Source organism: Streptomyces sp. NPDC044064 (assembly GCF_056434245.1).
Genome location: NZ_JBWKFN010000014.1, coordinates 33,312 through 50,662, shown reverse-complemented (window position 1 = coordinate 50,662; position 17,351 = coordinate 33,312). Strand labels below are relative to the sequence as shown.

Below are 17,351 nucleotides of genomic sequence, written 5' to 3'. Positions count from 1 at the left end.
GGGGAGCGAGGACAGGGCGCGGTTGGGCCCGGCGGGCGGGGTGATTTTGTTGCTTCCTCCCCCCCCCCCCCCCCCCCCCCCCTGCGGCGCCTACCGCGTCAGCCGATCAGCGCCAGCGGATCGGCGTCTGCCGATCAGTGACGGCGGTACGACTGGACGTAGCCGCCCGCGGGCGAGCCCACGCCGGTGACGTCGTCGTAGCCCTTCACCGCGGACAGCGAGCTGTCCTTGCCGAGGCTGCGGACCGAGGTCGCGAGGCCGCCGGAGGCGTCCAGGCCGTTCACGAAGTCGATACGGGCCACCGCCAGGCCGGAGCCGGTCGGGTTGTCCGTGACGTCGTGGAACGCGCCCTTCTTGCCGTACTTGGCGTAGATCGCCGGGTTGGCGAAGCCGAGCGCCTTGCCGCCGTGCGCCTCCTGGGCCAGGGCCTGGACCGCGGCGATCACCGGGGCGGCCAGCGAGGTGCCGCCGATGCGGTACTCGCTGTACTGCTGGGTGCCGTCCGGGAAGGTCTGGGTCTGGCCGACCAGGAAGCCGGTGTTCGGGTCGGCGATGGCCGCGATGTCCGGGACGACGCGGTTGCCGTCGGCGCTGTTGGCCTTGGCGAGCGAGTCCGGGACGACGCCCTTCTGGTAGTACGGCTGCGCCACCGTCTTGCTGGTGCCGCCGCCCGCGCCCGAGGTGTACGCGCCGGGGAAGTTCGTCCAGCTCTTGCCGTCGGCCGACAGGGTCGCCTTGTCGGTGCCCCAGCCGGTCTCCCACTGGTACGTGTCGCCCTTGCCGACGGCCAGCGAGGTGCCGCCGACCGCGGTCACCCACGCCGAGTTGGCCGGGGTGTCGACCTGCTTCGTACCGGTGTTGGCGACCTCGTCGCCGTTGTCACCGGAGGAGAAGTAGAAGCCGATGCCCTGGACCGCGCCCAGCTGGAAGACCTGGTCGTAGGCGGCCGCGAGGTCCGGCGTCTGGTTGGCCTCGATGTCGCCCCACGAGTTGGAGACGATGTCGGCCAGGTGGTTGTCGACGACCTTGCTGAGCGAGTCCAGCAGATCGTCGTCGTAGCAGGACGCGGCACCCACGTAGGTGACGTCGGCGGCCGGCGCGACCGCGTGCACGGCCTCGACGTCGAGGGTCTCCTCGCCGTACCAGCCGGCCGCGCCGCACTCCTTGGTCTTCGTGTAGTTCTTCGGCAGCGACTGGTGCAGCTGGCCGGTCTTCCAGGCCGCGTCACCGTTCTTCAGCGCGTACTTGCCCGCGTCGAAGGCGATGGTCGGCGAGGCGTACGCGTCGGTGATCGCGATGCGCACGTTCTTGCCGGTGTAGTCGCCCGCGCCGTAGGCGGCACGCAGCTGCTTGCCGGTGTAGCCCTTGATCGCGTACGGGATCTTCTGGCCGTACGCGTCCGGCAGCGAGGTCGCGATGTTCGAGCCGAAGTACGAGGAGAACGGCCCGGAGTTCTTGAACACGGCGTCCGGCGGCGGCAGTTGGTCGTCGTGGGTCGACTTGTGCGGCGCGCTGTCCAGACCGGTGACGGTCAGCACGGCGCCCTGCAGGCCGGCCGGCGCCGAGGCGGTCTTCACCGGGGCGCGGTAGGTCTTCGACCCCTTGGCGAAGTCGTGCAGCTGAGTGCCGAACGCCTTCTCGGCGGCGGCGACGTCACCGGAGACGGCGACGTAGTGCGAGGTGACCTCGGTGACCTGGAGCCCGGCGGCCTTCAGCCAGGACTTGACCGCGGCCACCTGGGCCTTGGTGGCCCCGAAGCGGGCCTGCGCCTTCTTGGGGCTCAGGTACTTGCCGTACTGCGGCGAGCTGGGGTCGGACACGGCCTTGGCGTAGGCGGCGAGTCCGGACCGGTCCCGGCCGGCCAGGTACACGCGGGCCTTGACCTGCGCGTTGTCGGCGGTGGCACCCTTGTCCGCCTTGGCCGTGGCCCAGGCGGGCTTGGTGCCCGCCAGTGCGTCACGGGCCGGGTTGTCCGCGGCGTGCGCCGCGGATATACCGAACGCCAGCGCTCCGGCGATCATGGGCAGTGTCGCTGCCATGCTCACGCCGGCGCGCACCTTGGCGCGGTTGGATCTCATAGAACCCCCTGCGATGCGGTTCGCATGCATGTAGTGGTCGGTACGTCGTGGATCCGCACACCGGCCCGCGGCGGCGTCGGCCCGCGAAGGGATCACACGATGGGGGCCACTCTTTCGATGAACCGTTCATGCCAGGGGAACGCAAAGGTCAAGAGAAGCTCAAGGAACCGTCATCCAGGGGGATTTGAGGCCTTCGTCCGCGCGGCGGCTTATGAACCGGGTTGCGCGCCCCGCTCCTTGAGCATGCCGGCCATCAGCTCGATCTCCGACTGCTGCGCGTCGACCATGCCCTGCGCGAGCCGCTTCTCCACCCCGACGGTGCACTTGGCCACACACCCCTCGGCCATGTGGATACCGCCTTTGTGATGGGCCGTCATCAGCTGGAGATACAGGATCTCCGCCTGCTTCCCGCTCAGCGACTGGAGCTTGTTCAGCTCGGTGTTGGTCGCCATGCCCGGCATCAGCGCGCCGTCCTTGCCGGCGGCCATGTCGCCCATGCCCATCCACGTCATCGGCGGATCGGCCGACACCTTCGGCAGCTCCCACAGATCCAGCCAGCCCAGCAGCATCCCGCGCTGGTTGGCCTGCGTCTGCGCGATGTCGTACGCGAGCCGCCGCACCTCCTCGTTCTTCGTGCGGTCGCGCACGATGTACGACATCTCGACGGCCTGCTGGTGATGGACGGCCATGTCCCGCGCGAACCCCGCGTCGGCGGACTCGGCCGTGGGCGTCTTCGGCCCCGATCCGCCGTCCTCGGCGACCGCGTACGTGATCGCCCCGGCCGCGACGAGCACCGCCGCCGCGGCACCCGCCACCCAGCCGATGTGCTGCCGCCTCACTTCATGACCCCGCCGGTGCACGAGGCGCCCGGCTCAGGGGTCTGGGCCCCCTGCACGTAGGAGGCGAAGAACTTGTCTACCTCCGGGTCGCTCGCGCTCTTCACGGCCACCTGGTGGCCCCAGGCCGACAGGATCAGCGGGGCGGCCTGGTTCTCGTACGGGCTCATCAGCGAGTACGGCGTCTTCTTCACCTTGGCCGCGAGCGCGTCCACGTCGGACTTCTGTGCCTTGCCGGTGTACGTCACCCAGACCGCGCCGTGCTCCAGCGCGTGCACGGCGTTCTCGTCCTGCACCGGCTTGGTGTAGACGTCGCCGTTGCAGTTGAGCCACACCGGGTTGTGGTTGCCGCCGACCGGCGGGTGCATCGGGTACGACACCTTGTTCGTCACGTGCGTCCGCGCCAGCTTCCCGGACCAGGTCTGCACGCCGTCCTTGCCGGTGGTGAAGTGCCCGGAGTCCCCGGAGCCCTTCGCGTCGCCGCTGGAGACCGTGTCGTTCTTGCCGGACTTGTCCGACTGCGAGTTCACGAGCACCACACCGCCGACGACGAGACCGCCGACGACCACCACGCTGGCGGCGATGGTGAGCGCCCGGTTGCGGCGCTCCCGGGCGCGCTCGGCGCGCCGCAACTCCTCGATGCGCGCCTTGCGTGCCGCGCTGCTGCTGTTCTTCGCGGAACCCATGAGGTGTCCTTCTTGGGGGAAAGGGACGTGGATGGTGGGGCTCGCTGATCGTAGTGCGCAAGGAGTGCCTGTCCGTAGGGAGGGCACCGCAACGGGATAATTTGAACCGCGGATGCGCATTACCTACCCTCGCGGTATGCGGTTGCTGCGCTCCACCGACCTGGCCCTGCGAGTCCTGATGCGGCTCGCCGTCGCCGGCGACACCACCCCCACGACCCGCCAGGTCGCGGCGGACATGGACGTGCCGTACACCCATGCGGCGAAGGTCGTGGCGGAACTCCAGCACCTGGGCCTGGTCGACGCCCGCCGCGGCAGGGGCGGCGGCCTCGCCCTCACCGAACGGGGCCGTACGGCGTCCGTGGGTACGGTCGTCCGTACTTTCGAGGGGGACGGCGACGTCGTCGACTGCGAGGGCGGCACGACCCCCTGCCCCCTGAACTCCGCCTGCCGCCTGCGGGGCGCCCTGCGCCGGGCCCAGGAGGCGTTCTTCGCGACACTCGACCCGGTGACGGTGGGGGACATGGTGGCGGAACCGACCGGGCCCCTGCTGCTGGGCATCTCGAGGGGGCCGCGGCGCGACTGAGGGGCTGCCGTTTGGCCGGAAGGGCCGTTGATCGCCGGCTCGGGCCCGTGAAGGCTGGGACCTCCGTACGGATCGACCACGGGGGTACGTATGAAGATCCTGATCTCGGGCGCGAGTGTCGCCGGACCCGCCCTGGCCTGGTTCCTGCACCGCGACGGGCACGAGGTGACCGTCGTCGAGCGGGCCCCGGCCCTGCGCGACAGCGGTTACGCCGTCGACTTCCGGGGACCGGCCTTCGAGGTGCTGGAGGAGCTGGGCATCCTGGAGGAGGTCCGCGCGCACGCCACCGGCATGACGGGCACCGACCTCCTGGACGCCGACGGCGCCCGCGCCGGCGCGTTGCCGCCCGAGATCTTCGCCGGTGAGCTGGAGGTCCCCAAACGCGAGGTGACCCGCATCCTCCACGAGCACACGGCCCGGACGGTGCGATACGTCTTCGACGACTCGATCGACCGCATCGAACAGGACGCGACCGGTGTCCGGGTCGGCTTCGAGCGGTCCGCCCCGGACACGTACGACCTGGTGGTCGGCGCCGACGGCATCTACTCCGTGGTGCGCCGCCTCGTCTTCGCCCCGCACTCCGAGGCGATCCGCCACCTCGGGCTCTCGGGCGCCGGCTTCAGCGCGGCGAACCACCTCGGCCTGGACCACCGGGGAGCGCTGTGGCAGACCCCGGGCCGTGCGGTCTACATGTTCAGTGCGGCGGACCGGGACCGGATGTCCGTCAGCCTGTCCTTCGCCAGCGACTCCCCGGCACTGGACCTGCTGGACCGCGCGGAACAGGAGCGCATCACCCGGGACCGGATGGCCGGCGCGGGCTGGCTGCTGCCCCGCCTGCTGGAGGACATGTCGGCCGCCACCGACTTCTACTTCTCCTCGGCCTGCCAGGTGCACCTGGACCGCTGGTCCGAGGGCCGCGTGGTCCTGGTGGGCGACGCGGGCCACTGCGCCGCCCCGACCTCCGGCATGGGCACCTCCCAGGCCCTGATCGGCGCCCACACCCTCGCCCGCCACCTCGCCGCCTCCGGTGACCACACCAAGGCCTTCGCGTCCTACGAGCAGGAACTGCGCCCGTACGTGACCGAGAACCAGGAGATCGGCCGGGAGGGGGCGCGGCGCTTCGGGGCCTGAGCACCCTGCGGGCCACCGCCACGCACGGACTGCGCGGCGGCGGCCCGGGCCGCCCTCTCAGTCCTGGGCGAGCCAGAGGTCCGGCCCGAACACCTCGTAGTGGATGTCCGCCGGGGCCACGCCCTGCTCGATCAGCTGGGTGCGCACCGCGCGCATGAAGGGCAGCGGGCCGCACAGGTACGCGCGCGTGCCGGGGCGCACGGTGACGTCGGTGAGGTCGACCAGGCCGGTGCGGGTGCCGGGCTCGGCGTCACGCTCGTAGAAGAAGTGCGTGGACGCGTCCGGGAGCTTGGCGGCGTAGGCCTCGTGGTCGGCGCGCAGGGCGTGGTCGGCGGGGGAGCGGTCGCCGTGCACGACGGTGACCGGGGCGTTGTGGCCGTCGGCCGCCAGTGCGGCGAGCATCGAGGTCATCGGGGTGACGCCGATGCCCGCCGAGGCGAGCAGGAGCGGCCGGCCGGCGCTGTCCGCGAGCACGAGGTCGCCGTAGGGCTCGGAGAGGTCGAGGACGTCACCCTCGCGTACGTGCGCGTGGAGGTGGTCCGAGACCTCGCCGTCGGGCGTCGCGGCGTCGCCCCGCACACGCTTGACGCTGAACTGGCGGAGCGTCTCACCGGGCGCGCCGGAGAGGCTGTACTGCCGTATCTGCCGGGCTCCGTCGGCCAGCTCGACCTGGACGGAGACGTACTGGCCGGCGCGGAAGTCACGCACCGGGCCGCCGTCGGCGGGCCGCAGCCGGAAGGTGACGACGTCCGCCGTCTCCTCGACGCGCTCGACGACTTCCCACGGCCGCCGCCGCGTGCCGCCGCTCTCCTCGTACAGCCGCTTCTCGATGGCGATGAGCGCGTTCGCCATCAGCCAGTACACCTCGTCCCAGGCGGCGGCGACCTCGGGCGTGACGGCCTCGCCCAGGACCTCGACGATGGCGGCGAAGAGGTGCTGGTGGACCACCGCGTACTGCTCGGGGGCCACGCCCAGCGAGGCGTGCTTGTGGGCGATCCGGCCCAGCAGGGCGTCCGGCCGCCGGTCCGGGTGCTCCAGCAGGTGGGTGGCGAAGGCCGCGATGGAGCCGGCGAGGGCCTGCTTCTGGGTGCCGGCGGCCTGGTTGCCGCGGTTGAAGAGGTCGCGCAGCAGTTCGGGGTGGGCGGCGAAGAGCCGGGTGTAGAAGCGCTCGGTGATCTCGCCGATGGCCGCGCCGACGGCGGGAAGGCTGGCGCGGACGGTGGCTGCGGACTGCTCGGACAGCATCGTGACTCCTCACGGCTCGACTGCTCGGCTCGACGGATCGGCTCTGCTGGTCAGCACGCTATGAAAACTTGCATCTGATATGCAAATTAAATGGGCGTGGTGTCGCTCACGGGGGAAGCGGACCGGCCATTACGGATGTCGGCGAGAGAAGGCAAGATGGGCGGCAGAGCAGTACACCTGCCGTACGACAGGCATTCAGGCCTGGGACGCCGGGGCGATCAAGGTCCGCAACGCGCTTGAAACGGTGTTGTGGTGGGATGTTCCCAGGCGGCCTGACCAGCAAGGATGGGGAAGCGGAAGATGGACAAGCAGCAGGAGTTCGTGCTCCGGACCTTGGAGGAGCGCGACATCCGGTTCGTACGCCTGTGGTTCACGGACGTGCTGGGCTTCCTGAAGTCCGTCGCCGTGGCCCCGGCCGAGCTGGAGCAGGCCTTCGACGAGGGCATCGGTTTCGACGGCTCCGCCATCGAGGGCTTCGCCCGGGTCTACGAGTCCGACATGATCGCCAAGCCGGACCCCTCCACGTTCCAGGTCCTGCCGTGGCGCGCGGAGACCCCCGGCACGGCCCGCATGTTCTGCGACATCCTCATGCCGGACGGCTCCCCGTCCTTCGCGGACCCGCGCTACGTGCTCAAGCGCGCCCTGGCCCGCACCTCCGATCTGGGCTTCACCTTCTACACCCACCCCGAGATCGAGTTCTTCCTGCTGAAGGACCGCCCGCTGGACGGCACCCGCCCCACCCCGGCCGACAACTCGGGCTACTTCGACCACACCCCGACCAACGTCGGCATGGACTTCCGCCGCCAGGCGATCACCATGCTGGAGTCGATGGGCATCTCGGTCGAGTTCTCCCACCACGAGGGCGCCCCCGGCCAGCAGGAGATCGACCTGCGCTACGCCGACGCGCTCTCCACGGCCGACAACATCATGACGTTCCGCCTGGTCATGAAGCAGGTGGCCCTGGAGCAGGGGGTCCACGCGACCTTCATGCCGAAGCCCTTCTCCGAGCACCCCGGCAGCGGCATGCACACGCACCTCTCCCTCTTCGAGGGTGACCGGAACGCGTTCTACGAGTCCGGCTCGGAGTACCAGCTCTCCAAGGTCGGCCGCTCCTTCATCGCGGGCCTGCTCAAGCACGCGGCGGAGATCTCCGCGGTCACCAACCAGTGGGTGAACTCCTACAAGCGCATCTGGGGCGGCTCCGAGCGCACGGCCGGCGCCGGCGGTGAGGCCCCCTCCTACATCTGCTGGGGCCACAACAACCGCTCGGCCCTGGTCCGCGTCCCGATGTACAAGCCCGGCAAGACCGGCTCCGCGCGCGTGGAGGTCCGCTCCCTGGACTCCGGCGCCAACCCGTACCTGGCCTACGCACTGCTGCTGGCCGCCGGCCTCAAGGGCATCGAGGAGGGCTACGAACTCCCGCCGGGCGCCGAGGACGACGTCTGGGCCCTCTCGGACGCCGAGCGCCGCGCCATGGGCATCGAACCCCTCCCGCAGAACCTCGGCGAGGCCCTGACCCTGATGGAGCGCAGCGACCTGGTCGCCGAGACCCTCGGCGAGCACGTCTTCGACTTCTTCCTGCGCAACAAGAAGTCGGAGTGGGAGGAGTACCGCTCCGAGGTCACCGCGTTCGAGCTGCGGAAGAACCTGCCGGTGCTGTAGGGGCAGGCCGGAGCGGGGTGCCGCCGAAACGATCCCGTGGGCCGACGGTCATGGACCGTCGGCCCCATCGCGTGTTGAGAGGTCGGTTCGGCCTGGCTAGACGGCCTTGAAGGACCATTCCGGGTCGCGGTATTCGGAGCTGGGCAGGATGGCGACGCGCGGCGGGAAGATGCGAAGGAGGCTGTAAGTCAGAATCAGCCCGTCGTTCGAGGCGCCCGGGGCGAGCAGGTAGGTGTCCGGATCGCCGTCCGGGCCCTGGGCTGTGCGCCAGGGGTACGGCTGCTTGCTTCCCCTGATCATCATGGCGGGTTGGTTGGGATCACCGTCGCTGCCCAGGTAGTAGCCGGTGGCGACATTGCGCAGGGTGTAGGTGCCCGATTCGGGCTGCACCTCCCACAACTGCTGCGCGTTCCCGTCCGGCGGCAGCACTACGATGTCCTCCCCCTTGCCCATGTGGGTGAGGTGCCCGCCAGGGCCCAGGATCGTGAAGGTCCCGGCGGAGATGAGCTGGTCGTTGGCCATACTCCAGTTGCTCCTTTCTGTGATGCTTCGGTGACTCTTTGTAGTCACCCGGGGTGGCCGCTGTCAGGGTGCCGCTTCGCAGAGTCACCCACTCAGGCTCATCGCGCTGACACGTTCCGGGTCGCACTCGGCGGCGACCCCCGAAGCCGGCCGCCCCCGCTCAGGTGGCTCCGGCCCGGGCTGTGGCGCAGGGTGGATATGTCCGCCGCTGCCCACCACGCACCCTCGAAGTACGGGAGGGACACGTGCTCACCGTTCCCGCCTACGCCGCGACGTCCGCGACCGAACCGCTCACCCCCACGACCGTCGAGCGACGGGACCTGGGGCCGCACGACGTCCTGATAGAGATCAAGTACGTCGGTATCTGCCACTCGGACATCCACAACGTCCGTAGCGAGTGGGGCCCGGCGTCCTATCCGATGGTCCCCGGCCACGAGATAGCCGGTGTCGTCGCCGAGGTCGGCTCCGAGGTCAGCGGATACGCTCCCGGCGACCGTGCCGGCGTCGGCTGCATGGTCAACTCCTGCCGGGTGTGCGAACTCTGTCTGAGGGGTGAGGAGCAGTACTGCCTGAACGGCAACACCCTCACGTATGGCTCCGTCGACGAGGACGGCACCCTCACGCAGGGCGGCTACTCCACGCACGTCGTCGTCAACGACGACTTCGTGCTCCGTCTCCCCGAGGCGCTCACCCTGGACGAGGCCGCTCCACTGCTGTGCGCGGGCATCACCACGTACTCCCCGCTGCGGCGCTGGGGTGCGGGACCCGGCAAGAAGGCCGCGGTCGTCGGGCTCGGCGGACTCGGCCACCTGGCGGTCAAGATCGGCCATGCCCTGGGCGCGGAGATCACCGTCCTGTCCCAGTCGCTGAAGAAGATGGACGACGGCCTGCGCCTCGGCGCACGCGAGTACTTCGCCACCAGCGACCCGGCCACCTTCGAGCAGCTCGCCGGCGCCTTCGACCTCATCGTCAACACGGTCAGCGCGCGAATCGACCTGGACGCCCACCTCGGGCTGCTGAAGCCGGGCGGAGCCTTCATCAACGTCGGCGCTCCCCCCGAGGCGCTCTCGCTGAACGCATTCTCCCTCGTCATGCACGGCAACATCTGCGCCGGTTCCCTCATCGGCGGCATCCGCGAGACCCAGGAGATGCTCGACTTCTGCGGTGCACACGGCATCGGCGCCGAGATCGAGATCATCCCGGCCGCGAAGATCAACGAAGCCTTCGAGCGGATGCTCGCCTCGGACGTGCGCTACCGCTTCGTCATCGACACCTCGACGCTCGCCTGACCGACGCCCGCGCGGGGTTCCTGGTGCCCCGTCGGACGACGGCCTCGACGTCCTCGGCCTCCCAGGCCATCTGCACCCGCCGTACGCCCGCCCGCCGCTGTGCTCAGTGCAGATACGCGGGCGACACCGCCGCCTCGCTGATCCGCCGAGGCTGCCCCGACCCGTCCGCCGGGACCTGGTAGAGGTCCGCGCCGTAGTCCCCGGGCAGGGCGTAGACGATCGTGCGGGTGTCCTTCCAGACCGCCTGGTCGTCCACGCTCCGCGGCTCGGCGAGCGGAGTCTCGCGCATCGTGCGCAGGTCGAGGACGTACAGGCGCCAAGGGGCGTCCTTGGACAGGCCCTTGACCCGTTTCTTGTAAGCGACGCGGGTGCCGTCGGGGGAGAGGGACGGGCACTCGACGTTCGCGTGCAGGGTGGTGACCGTGCGCGTGCGCAGGTCGCCCCGCACCAGATAGGTGCTGCCCCTGGTCGCCAGCGTCGCGTAGAGCGTGCGGTCGTCGGCGGCGAACGTCACGCCCCAGAAGTTGGTGTCCGCCGCACGGTACGAGTGCCCGTCCTTGACGATCCGGAAGGCCTCCAGGGAGGGGATCAGCCCGCCCGTGCGGGTGTCCACGATCGCCGTGCGCGTGGAGAAGTTCGTACCGGCGTACGAGTCACCGCCGACGAACGCCGTCCAGGCGGCGAAGTGCCCGGTGGGGGAGACCCGGGCGCGGGAGGGGATGCCCGGGACCTCGTAGTGGTCCCGGGTGCGCAGACGGTCGTCCAGGATCAGGGCACGGTAGGTGTCCGAGACCGGGCCGTGCACCGCCTGCAGACACACGCCCGTGCCCGAGGCGGCGTAGAAGCGCAGGCACTTGACGCCCGAGGCGGTGCGCGGCCCGGCCGGGTCCGAGGCCGGGACCGTCGTCAGCTCGTCGCGGTGCGGTCCCCACGCCATGTTGCGGAACACCATGCGGCCGTGCCCGGTCAGGGACACCGTGCCCGGCGTGACCTTCGGGCCGCCCGCCTGCGTCTGGTCGCGGCGGTCCGCGCGCGCCGACGCGTGCAGGACGGACGCCACCCCCACCGCCGCCAGCGCGACGACGGCCGAGAGCAGGATCAGGATGCGGGTGCGTACGGTCATGCGGTGACGGTGCCTTTCGGGCGCAGGGTGAGGGAGAACGCCGCACACCCGGCCAGGGCCACCACCGCACCCGCCAGCGCGGCCCGGTCGCCCCACACCGTCCAGGCGGCGCCGAACAGCAGCGAGCAGGCGAACCGGGCCAGCGCCTGCCCGGTCTGCACGACGGCCAGGCCGGACGAGCGCAGTGCCTCCGGCACGCCCTCCGAGGCCGCCGCCATCAGCACCCCGTCCGTTGCCGCGTAGAAGCCGCCGTGCAGCGCCAGGACGAGGTACGCAAGGGCCGCGCCGTGCCAGGAGGTGAGCAGCAGCGCGTACGCGACGAGCAGGGCTCCGTGACCGGCCAGGAAGACGGCCCACCGGCCCACCCGGTCGGCGAGCCGGCCGAGCGGGACGGCCAGCAGCAGGAACGCGGCCGCCGTGCCGAGCGGCAGCAGCGCGAACCAGCGGTCGGGGACGCCCAGCCGGCGCTGCAGCAGCAGATAGACGAAGGAGTCGCTGACCGTGGCCAGCCCCAGCAGCAGGGCACAGACGGTGATCCGGCGCAGGTCGCGCCGGCCGAGCAGCCCCACCGCGGCACGCAGAGTGGGCCGCGCGCCGTCCCCGCCGACTTCGGCCTCCCGGCGGCCACCAGGTACGAACAGCACCAGCACGAGTACCCCGAACACGGCCACGCAGAAGCTGACCGTGAACACCGCGTCGTAGCCGTCGACCGTGGCCCGCAGGATCAGGAACGCCACCAGCGGCCCGAGGAGGGCGCCCGCGGTGTCCATGGCCCGGTGCACACCGAAGGCGCGGCCCCGGGTCTCCGGCGTGCTGGAGAGTGAGATCAGCGCGTCACGCGGGGCCGTACGCAGTCCCTTGCCGGTGCGGTCGGCGGCCAGGATCAGCCCGATGGGGGTGAGCGAGTGCGCGACCAGCAGCAACGGTTTGCACACAGCCGAGACGCCGTAGCCGAAGCCGGCCACCCACTTGTGCCGCCCGCCCCCGCGGTCGGCGAGATGCCCGCCCGCGAGCCGCACGAGCGCCGAGAAGCCGTTGTAGATCCCGTCGAGCAGCCCGAAGCCCAGGGGACTCAGGCCCAGCCCCGTCACCAGGTAGAGCGGGAGCACCGCGGTGACCATCTCGGACGACACGTCGGTGACGAGACTGACGGTGCCGAGGGCGAGAACCGTGGGGGCGACCACGGCGCGGCGCCGCCCGGCGGAAGGCCGGACGGCACCGTCCGCGGACGCCGGCGCACCGGGAGTGTTGGCGCGGCTGTCCGCTACGTACACGTCAGGACGTCCAGATACCGGTGATGTCCTGGGCGGAGGCCGCGTTGCCCGCGTGGGTCGGCAGGCCCTGGGTGTCCTCCAGGGTGCGCAGCATGTCGTAGTGGTTGTAGGTGGTGGACGAGGAGGAACCCGCCGCCACCGGCTGGCCGTACAGCACCGTGGGGATGCGGTTGCCGCTGAGCCGGTTGTCCTCGTCGAAGGTGACGACGAGCAGACTGTTGTGGGTCTTGGCCCAAGTCGCGTACGCGCCCAGGTTGTTCTTCAGCCAGGTGTCACCGGTCGACACCGAGCAGTCGTGCATGTCGCTGCACAGGTTGGGGACCACGAACGACATCTGAGGCAGCGTCGAGTAGTCGGACGGGAACTGCGCGAAGGTCTTGGCGCTCGACGTCGGCACGTTGCTGAAGCCGAACCACGGGTTGTGCTTGCGCGCGTACTTGCCGCTGCTGCACGTGGTCGAACCCTGGCTGGGCAGCGTCTCGTTGTAGCTGGCCCAGCTGCGGCCGGCGGCGATCTGCTCGGAGGCCAGGTTCGCCGCCGAGGAGAAGCCCGGGGTGTAACAGCTGTCGTCCGTGATCCCCTGCGTGGAGCCGGAGAACAGGGCGAAGTAGTTCGGCTGACTCGGGTGCGTGATGGCGTAGGACTGGGTCAGGCTGGCGCCGCCGGACTTGAGCGAGTTGATGTACGGGGCGCTGGAGGAGCCGATCACCTGGCTGTAGGCGTGGTTCTCGAAGACCACGACGACCACGTGGTCCGGGCTGGGGACGGCACCCGCGGCGTGCGCGGTCTCACCGCCGAGCCCGGTCCACACGCCGAACGCGGCCGCGGCGAAAGCCGCAGCGGACGCCACGACGGTGCGGGCACGGCGGTACACGGAACTGCCGGACACATCAACCTCCGGGTAGGGGGGCGGGGTTGGCGGTGCGGACAGAGCATGCACACGCCAATATGCCCCAGCCCCACCTCACTCAACCCGGAGAATGAAGATCACGTGAACTACTACTCCCGGTGGGCCGGTCCGGAGGACCCCTGACACGGCCGCACGTTGCTCCGCCGCATGCACTCCTGGACGACGGCCACCCGTCCGGCCGTACCACGGGCCCCACGTGCCGCACCCGCGCACGGCGGGAAGGGGACGTGCCGGGGTGGTGTCCGCGCGCAGCAGCCGGCGAAAACGCGGTCACGACTCACACGGCCCGCCGGACCGAGGACGGACACCACCCGACGCGGCCCGACCCACCCACCACAGCGGGCGCGACCCAGGCCACGAAGCACCCGACCGGGCCGCCGCAGGCACGGGACGCAACCCACCACGCACCCGCGCAGGCCGCCGCGGGCGAACCATGCACGGCACGGCCCGCCGCAGGCGCGACGCATGGACATGAGGGAGCCAAGCAGCCCGCAGCAGGCGCGGGACGCAACCCACCACGCACCCGAACGGACCGCCGCAGGCACAGAGCCAAGCCGCAACGCACCCGCGCAGGCCGCCGCAGGCGAAGAGCGCAACCCACCACGGCGCGGCCCGGCCCGCCGCAGGCGCGACGCACCCGCACCACGGCACCGTCCAGCCCGCCGCAGGCGAATCGGAGGCGCGCAACAGCACCGCCCAGCTCGCCGCAGGCGCAACGCAGTCACCCAGCCCGCCGCACGCGAATCGCACCCGCACCACAGCACCGCCCAGCCCGCCGCACGCGAATCGCACGCGCGCAACAGCACCGCCCAGCCCGCCGCAGGCGAATCGCACCCCCACCACGGCACCGCCCAGTCCGCCGCAGGCGCGACGCACCCCCACCACGGCACGCCCCAGCCCGCCGCAGGCGCAACGCACCCCGCGCAACAGCACCGCCCAAGCGCCGCAGGCGCCCTCTGCGGTTAGGCTCTGGCCAGGACGACCGAGATCCAGGGGAGGCCACGGATGACGCCGGGGCGCAGGAGCAGTACCTTCACGCGACTGCTGCGGCACGGCTTCACGGATCCCTCCGCCGCCGAGCGTCTCCTGGAGAGCGGTGAGCTGGCCCCCCTCCGCGACGACCCCTTCCTCCTGGAGGCCCTGGGCGCCACCGCCGACCCCGACCTCGCCCTGCACGGTCTGGTCCGGCTTCTGGAGTCCCAGGCCGCCCCCGCCGCCCGCCGTGAACTGCTGGACACGCTGATAGCGGCCAAGCCCCTGCGCGACCGCCTCCTGGGCGTACTCGGTGCCTCCGCCGCCCTCGCCGACCACCTCGCCCGCCACCCGAGCGACTGGCAGGCGCTGGTCACCTACGAGCCCCGGGACCTGCACCCCGGTGTGGAGGAGTTCGAGCGCGGCCTGGCGGAGGCCGTCGACCCCATCTCGCTGCGGGTGGCCTACCGCCGGTGCCTGCTGTCGATAGCGGCACGTGACGTGTGCGGAACGACGGACGTCCACGAGACCGCCGCCGAACTGGCCGACCTCGCCACAGCCACTCTCCGTGCGGCCTTGGCCCTGGCTGTGGCGGCCGCCCCGGGGGACGCGGCGGTCTGCCGTCTCGCGGTGATCGCGATGGGCAAGTGCGGCGGCCACGAGCTGAACTACGTCTCGGACGTGGACGTGATCTTCGTGGCCGAGGCGGCCGAAGGCGCGGACGAGGGCAAGGCCCTCAAGTCCGCGACCAAGCTGGCCTCGCACATGATGCGGATCTGCTCCGAGACGACCGTCGAGGGCTCGATCTGGCCGGTGGACGCCAACCTCCGCCCCGAGGGCCGCAACGGCCCGCTCGTCCGCACCCTCAGCAGCCACCTCGCCTACTACCAACGCTGGGCCAAGACCTGGGAGTTCCAGGCCCTGCTCAAGGCCCGTCCGGTGGCCGGGGACGCCACCCTCGGCCAGGCGTACGTCGACGCGCTCGAACCCCTCGTCTGGAAGGCGGCCGAGCGCGAGAACTTCGTGGCCGACGTGCAGAAGATGCGCCGCAGGGTGGTGGAGAACATCCCCGCCGCCGAGGTCGAGCGCGAGCTGAAACTGGGCCCGGGCGGCCTGCGGGACGTCGAGTTCGCCGTCCAGCTCCTCCAGCTGGTGCACGGCCGCACCGACCCCTCCCTGCGCAGCGGTACCACCCTCGACGCGCTCCAGGCACTCGCGGCCGGTGGCTACGTGGGCCGTGAGGACGCCGCCCGCCTCGACGCCGCCTACCGCTTCCTGCGCTCCATGGAGCACCGCATCCAGCTCTACCGGCTGCGCCGCACCCACCTTGTCCCCGAGGCGGAGGCCGACCTGCGCCGCCTCGGCCGCTCCCTGGGCCTGCGCACCGACCCGGTGGCCGAGCTGCAGCGCGAGTGGAAGCGGCACACCGGTGTCGTACGCCGTCTGCACGAGAAGCTGTTCTACCGGCCGCTGCTCGACGCGGTGGCGCAACTGGCCCCCGGCGAGGCCAGGCTGAGCGCGGAGGCGGCCCGCGAGCGCCTGGTCGCCCTGGGCTACGCCGACCCGGCCGCGGCCCTGCGCCACCTGGAGGCCCTGGCCTCCGGCGTGACCCGCAAGGCGGCGATCCAGCGCACCCTGCTGCCCGTGCTCCTCGGCTGGTTCGCGGACTCCGCCGACCCGGACGCGGGCCTGCTCAACTTCCGCAAGGTCTCCGACGCGCTCGGCAAGACCCCCTGGTACCTCAGGCTGCTCAGGGACGAGGGCGCGGCCGCCGAGAACCTGGCCCGCGTCCTGTCGGCGGGCCGCCTCGCCCCGGACCTGCTGATGCGCGCCCCGGAGGCGGTGGCGCTGCTGGGCGACGGCGACGGTGGCGGCGGTCTGGAGCCGCGCGAGCGCGCCCCGCTGGAGCAGGAGATCCTCGCCGCCGTGCGCCGTGCCGGGAACGCCGAGCAGGGCGTCACGGCGGCCCGCGGGGTCCGCCGCCGCGAGCTGTTCCGTACGGCGGCCGGCGACATCGTGTCCTCGTACGGCACGGAGACCAACCCCGCCGAGGCGGACCAGGGTGCGCTGGTGGACCGGGTCGGCGCCGCCGTCTCCGACCTGACCGCGGCCACCCTCGCGGGCACCCTGCGCGCGGTGGTCCGCGACGGCTGGGGCGACACCCTGCCGACCCGGTTCGCGATCATCGGGATGGGCCGTTTCGGCGGTCATGAGCTGGGCTACGGCTCCGACGCCGACGTGCTGTTCGTGCACGAGCCGCAGGACGGTGTGGACGAGCGGGAGGCCGCGCAGGCCGCGAACAAGGTCGTCGCCGAGATGCGCCGCCTGCTGCAGCTGCCCAGCGCCGACCCGCCGCTGCTCATCGACGCGGACCTGCGCCCCGAGGGCAAGTCCGGGCCGCTGGTGCGCACCCTGAACTCGTACGAGGCGTACTACCGGCGCTGGTCCCTGGTCTGGGAGTCGCAGGCGCTGCTGCGGGCCGAGCCGGTCGCCGGGGACGAGGACCTGGGGCGCCGCTTCACCGAGCTGATCGACCCGCTGCGCTACCCGGAGCGTGGCCTGGGCGACGACGCGGTGCGCGAGATCCGCCGGCTGAAGGCGCGGATGGAGGCCGAGCGGCTGCCGCGCGGCGCCGACCCCAGGCTGCACACCAAGCTCGGTCCCGGCGGCCTGTCCGACGTCGAGTGGACCGTCCAGCTGATCCAGATGCGCCACGGCTGGCACGAGCCCGGCCTGCGCACCACCCGTACCCGTGAGGCCCTGGCCCACGCTCACGCGGCCGGGCTGATCGCCGCCGAGGACGCGGCCGTGCTGGACGAGGCGTGGGTGCTGGCCACCCGGGTGCGCAACGCCGTCATGCTGGTCCGCGGCCGGGCCGGGGACACCTTCCCGACCGAACCCCGCGAGCTGGCCGCGGTCGGCCGCGCCCTGGGCTACGGCGCCGGGCACGCCGGGGACATGCTGGACGCCTACCGCCGCACGACCCGAAAGGCACGCACGGTCGTGCAGGACCTGTTCTACGCGGACGGGGGCTGAGCCC

General features: G+C 71.5%; 13 protein-coding genes. 5 read left to right on the top strand and 8 right to left on the bottom strand.

Features of this window, described 5'->3' with window-relative positions:
• Window positions 1-134 precede the first annotated feature (134 nt).
• The 3 genes from AC07DS_RS22925 to AC07DS_RS22915 form a co-directional block, all read right to left on the bottom strand.
• Entirely contained in the window at window positions 135-2,078 is a 1,944-nt protein-coding gene (locus tag AC07DS_RS22925) for a S53 family peptidase (RefSeq protein WP_479147979.1), read from the bottom strand.
• Between the two features lie 209 nt (window positions 2,079-2,287).
• Window positions 2,288-2,917, bottom strand: a complete 630-nt coding sequence (locus AC07DS_RS22920; protein ID WP_479147977.1) for a DUF305 domain-containing protein — start codon at window positions 2,915-2,917, stop codon at window positions 2,288-2,290.
• A complete protein-coding gene (locus AC07DS_RS22915; RefSeq protein WP_479147975.1) occupies window positions 2,914-3,600 on the bottom strand; it encodes a DUF3105 domain-containing protein in 687 nt (228 codons plus the stop codon). The genes AC07DS_RS22920 and AC07DS_RS22915 overlap by 4 nt, the downstream gene beginning before the upstream one ends.
• Window positions 3,601-3,736: 136 nt before the next feature.
• Here AC07DS_RS22915 and AC07DS_RS22910 point away from each other — a divergent pair, with 136 nt between their 5' ends.
• Together AC07DS_RS22910 and AC07DS_RS22905 are read left to right on the top strand one after the other, a co-directional pair.
• Window positions 3,737-4,183, top strand: coding sequence for an RrF2 family transcriptional regulator (locus AC07DS_RS22910; protein ID WP_479147973.1), 447 nt, complete (start codon window positions 3,737-3,739; stop codon window positions 4,181-4,183).
• A gap of 90 nt (window positions 4,184-4,273) precedes the next feature.
• Window positions 4,274-5,314 carry an FAD-dependent monooxygenase gene (locus AC07DS_RS22905; protein ID WP_479147971.1) on the top strand — a complete coding sequence of 347 codons (1,041 nt, stop codon included), beginning with the start codon at window positions 4,274-4,276 and terminating at the stop codon, window positions 5,312-5,314.
• 57 nt (window positions 5,315-5,371) lie between these two features.
• Here the strand turns inward: AC07DS_RS22905 and AC07DS_RS22900 are convergent, their stop codons facing one another.
• Window positions 5,372-6,559, bottom strand: coding sequence for a globin domain-containing protein (locus AC07DS_RS22900; RefSeq protein ID WP_479147969.1), 1,188 nt, complete (start codon window positions 6,557-6,559; stop codon window positions 5,372-5,374).
• 300 nt (window positions 6,560-6,859) lie between these two features.
• On the opposite strand from AC07DS_RS22900, the gene AC07DS_RS22895 reads away from it, so the two are divergent.
• Window positions 6,860-8,221: a glutamine synthetase family protein gene (locus AC07DS_RS22895; protein ID WP_479147967.1), complete on the top strand. Its 1,362-nt coding sequence runs from the start codon at window positions 6,860-6,862 to the stop codon at window positions 8,219-8,221.
• A 96-nt stretch (window positions 8,222-8,317) separates the two neighbouring features.
• On the opposite strand, the gene AC07DS_RS22890 is transcribed toward AC07DS_RS22895, so the two are convergent.
• The gene (locus tag AC07DS_RS22890) at window positions 8,318-8,743 is read right to left on the bottom strand and encodes a hypothetical protein (RefSeq protein WP_479147965.1); all 426 of its coding nucleotides are present in this window, start codon (window positions 8,741-8,743) and stop codon (window positions 8,318-8,320) included.
• Window positions 8,744-8,988: 245 nt separating this feature from the next.
• Here AC07DS_RS22890 and AC07DS_RS22885 point away from each other — a divergent pair, with 245 nt between their 5' ends.
• On the top strand, window positions 8,989-10,032 hold the full coding sequence (locus tag AC07DS_RS22885; RefSeq protein ID WP_479147963.1) for an NAD(P)-dependent alcohol dehydrogenase: 1,044 nt from the start codon (window positions 8,989-8,991) through the stop codon (window positions 10,030-10,032).
• 103 nt (window positions 10,033-10,135) lie between these two features.
• Here AC07DS_RS22885 and AC07DS_RS22880 read toward each other — a convergent pair whose 3' ends face one another.
• From AC07DS_RS22880 to AC07DS_RS22870, 3 genes are read right to left on the bottom strand one after another with little or no spacing between them, the layout of a single operon-like run.
• The gene (locus AC07DS_RS22880) at window positions 10,136-11,155 is read right to left on the bottom strand and encodes a TolB family protein (RefSeq protein WP_479147961.1); all 1,020 of its coding nucleotides are present in this window, start codon (window positions 11,153-11,155) and stop codon (window positions 10,136-10,138) included.
• Window positions 11,152-12,429, bottom strand: a complete 1,278-nt coding sequence (locus tag AC07DS_RS22875; RefSeq protein WP_479147959.1) for an MFS transporter — start codon at window positions 12,427-12,429, stop codon at window positions 11,152-11,154. The genes AC07DS_RS22880 and AC07DS_RS22875 overlap by 4 nt, the downstream gene beginning before the upstream one ends.
• 1 nt (window position 12,430) lies before the next feature.
• Window positions 12,431-13,318 (bottom strand): alkaline phosphatase family protein, encoded by an 888-nt coding sequence (locus AC07DS_RS22870; RefSeq protein ID WP_479147957.1) that lies wholly within the window; start codon window positions 13,316-13,318, stop codon window positions 12,431-12,433.
• 1,026 nt (window positions 13,319-14,344) lie between these two features.
• On the opposite strand from AC07DS_RS22870, the gene AC07DS_RS22865 reads away from it, so the two are divergent.
• Window positions 14,345-17,347 carry a bifunctional [glutamine synthetase] adenylyltransferase/[glutamine synthetase]-adenylyl-L-tyrosine phosphorylase gene (locus tag AC07DS_RS22865; protein WP_479147955.1) on the top strand — a complete coding sequence of 1,001 codons (3,003 nt, stop codon included), beginning with the start codon at window positions 14,345-14,347 and terminating at the stop codon, window positions 17,345-17,347.
• Window positions 17,348-17,351 lie beyond the last annotated feature (4 nt).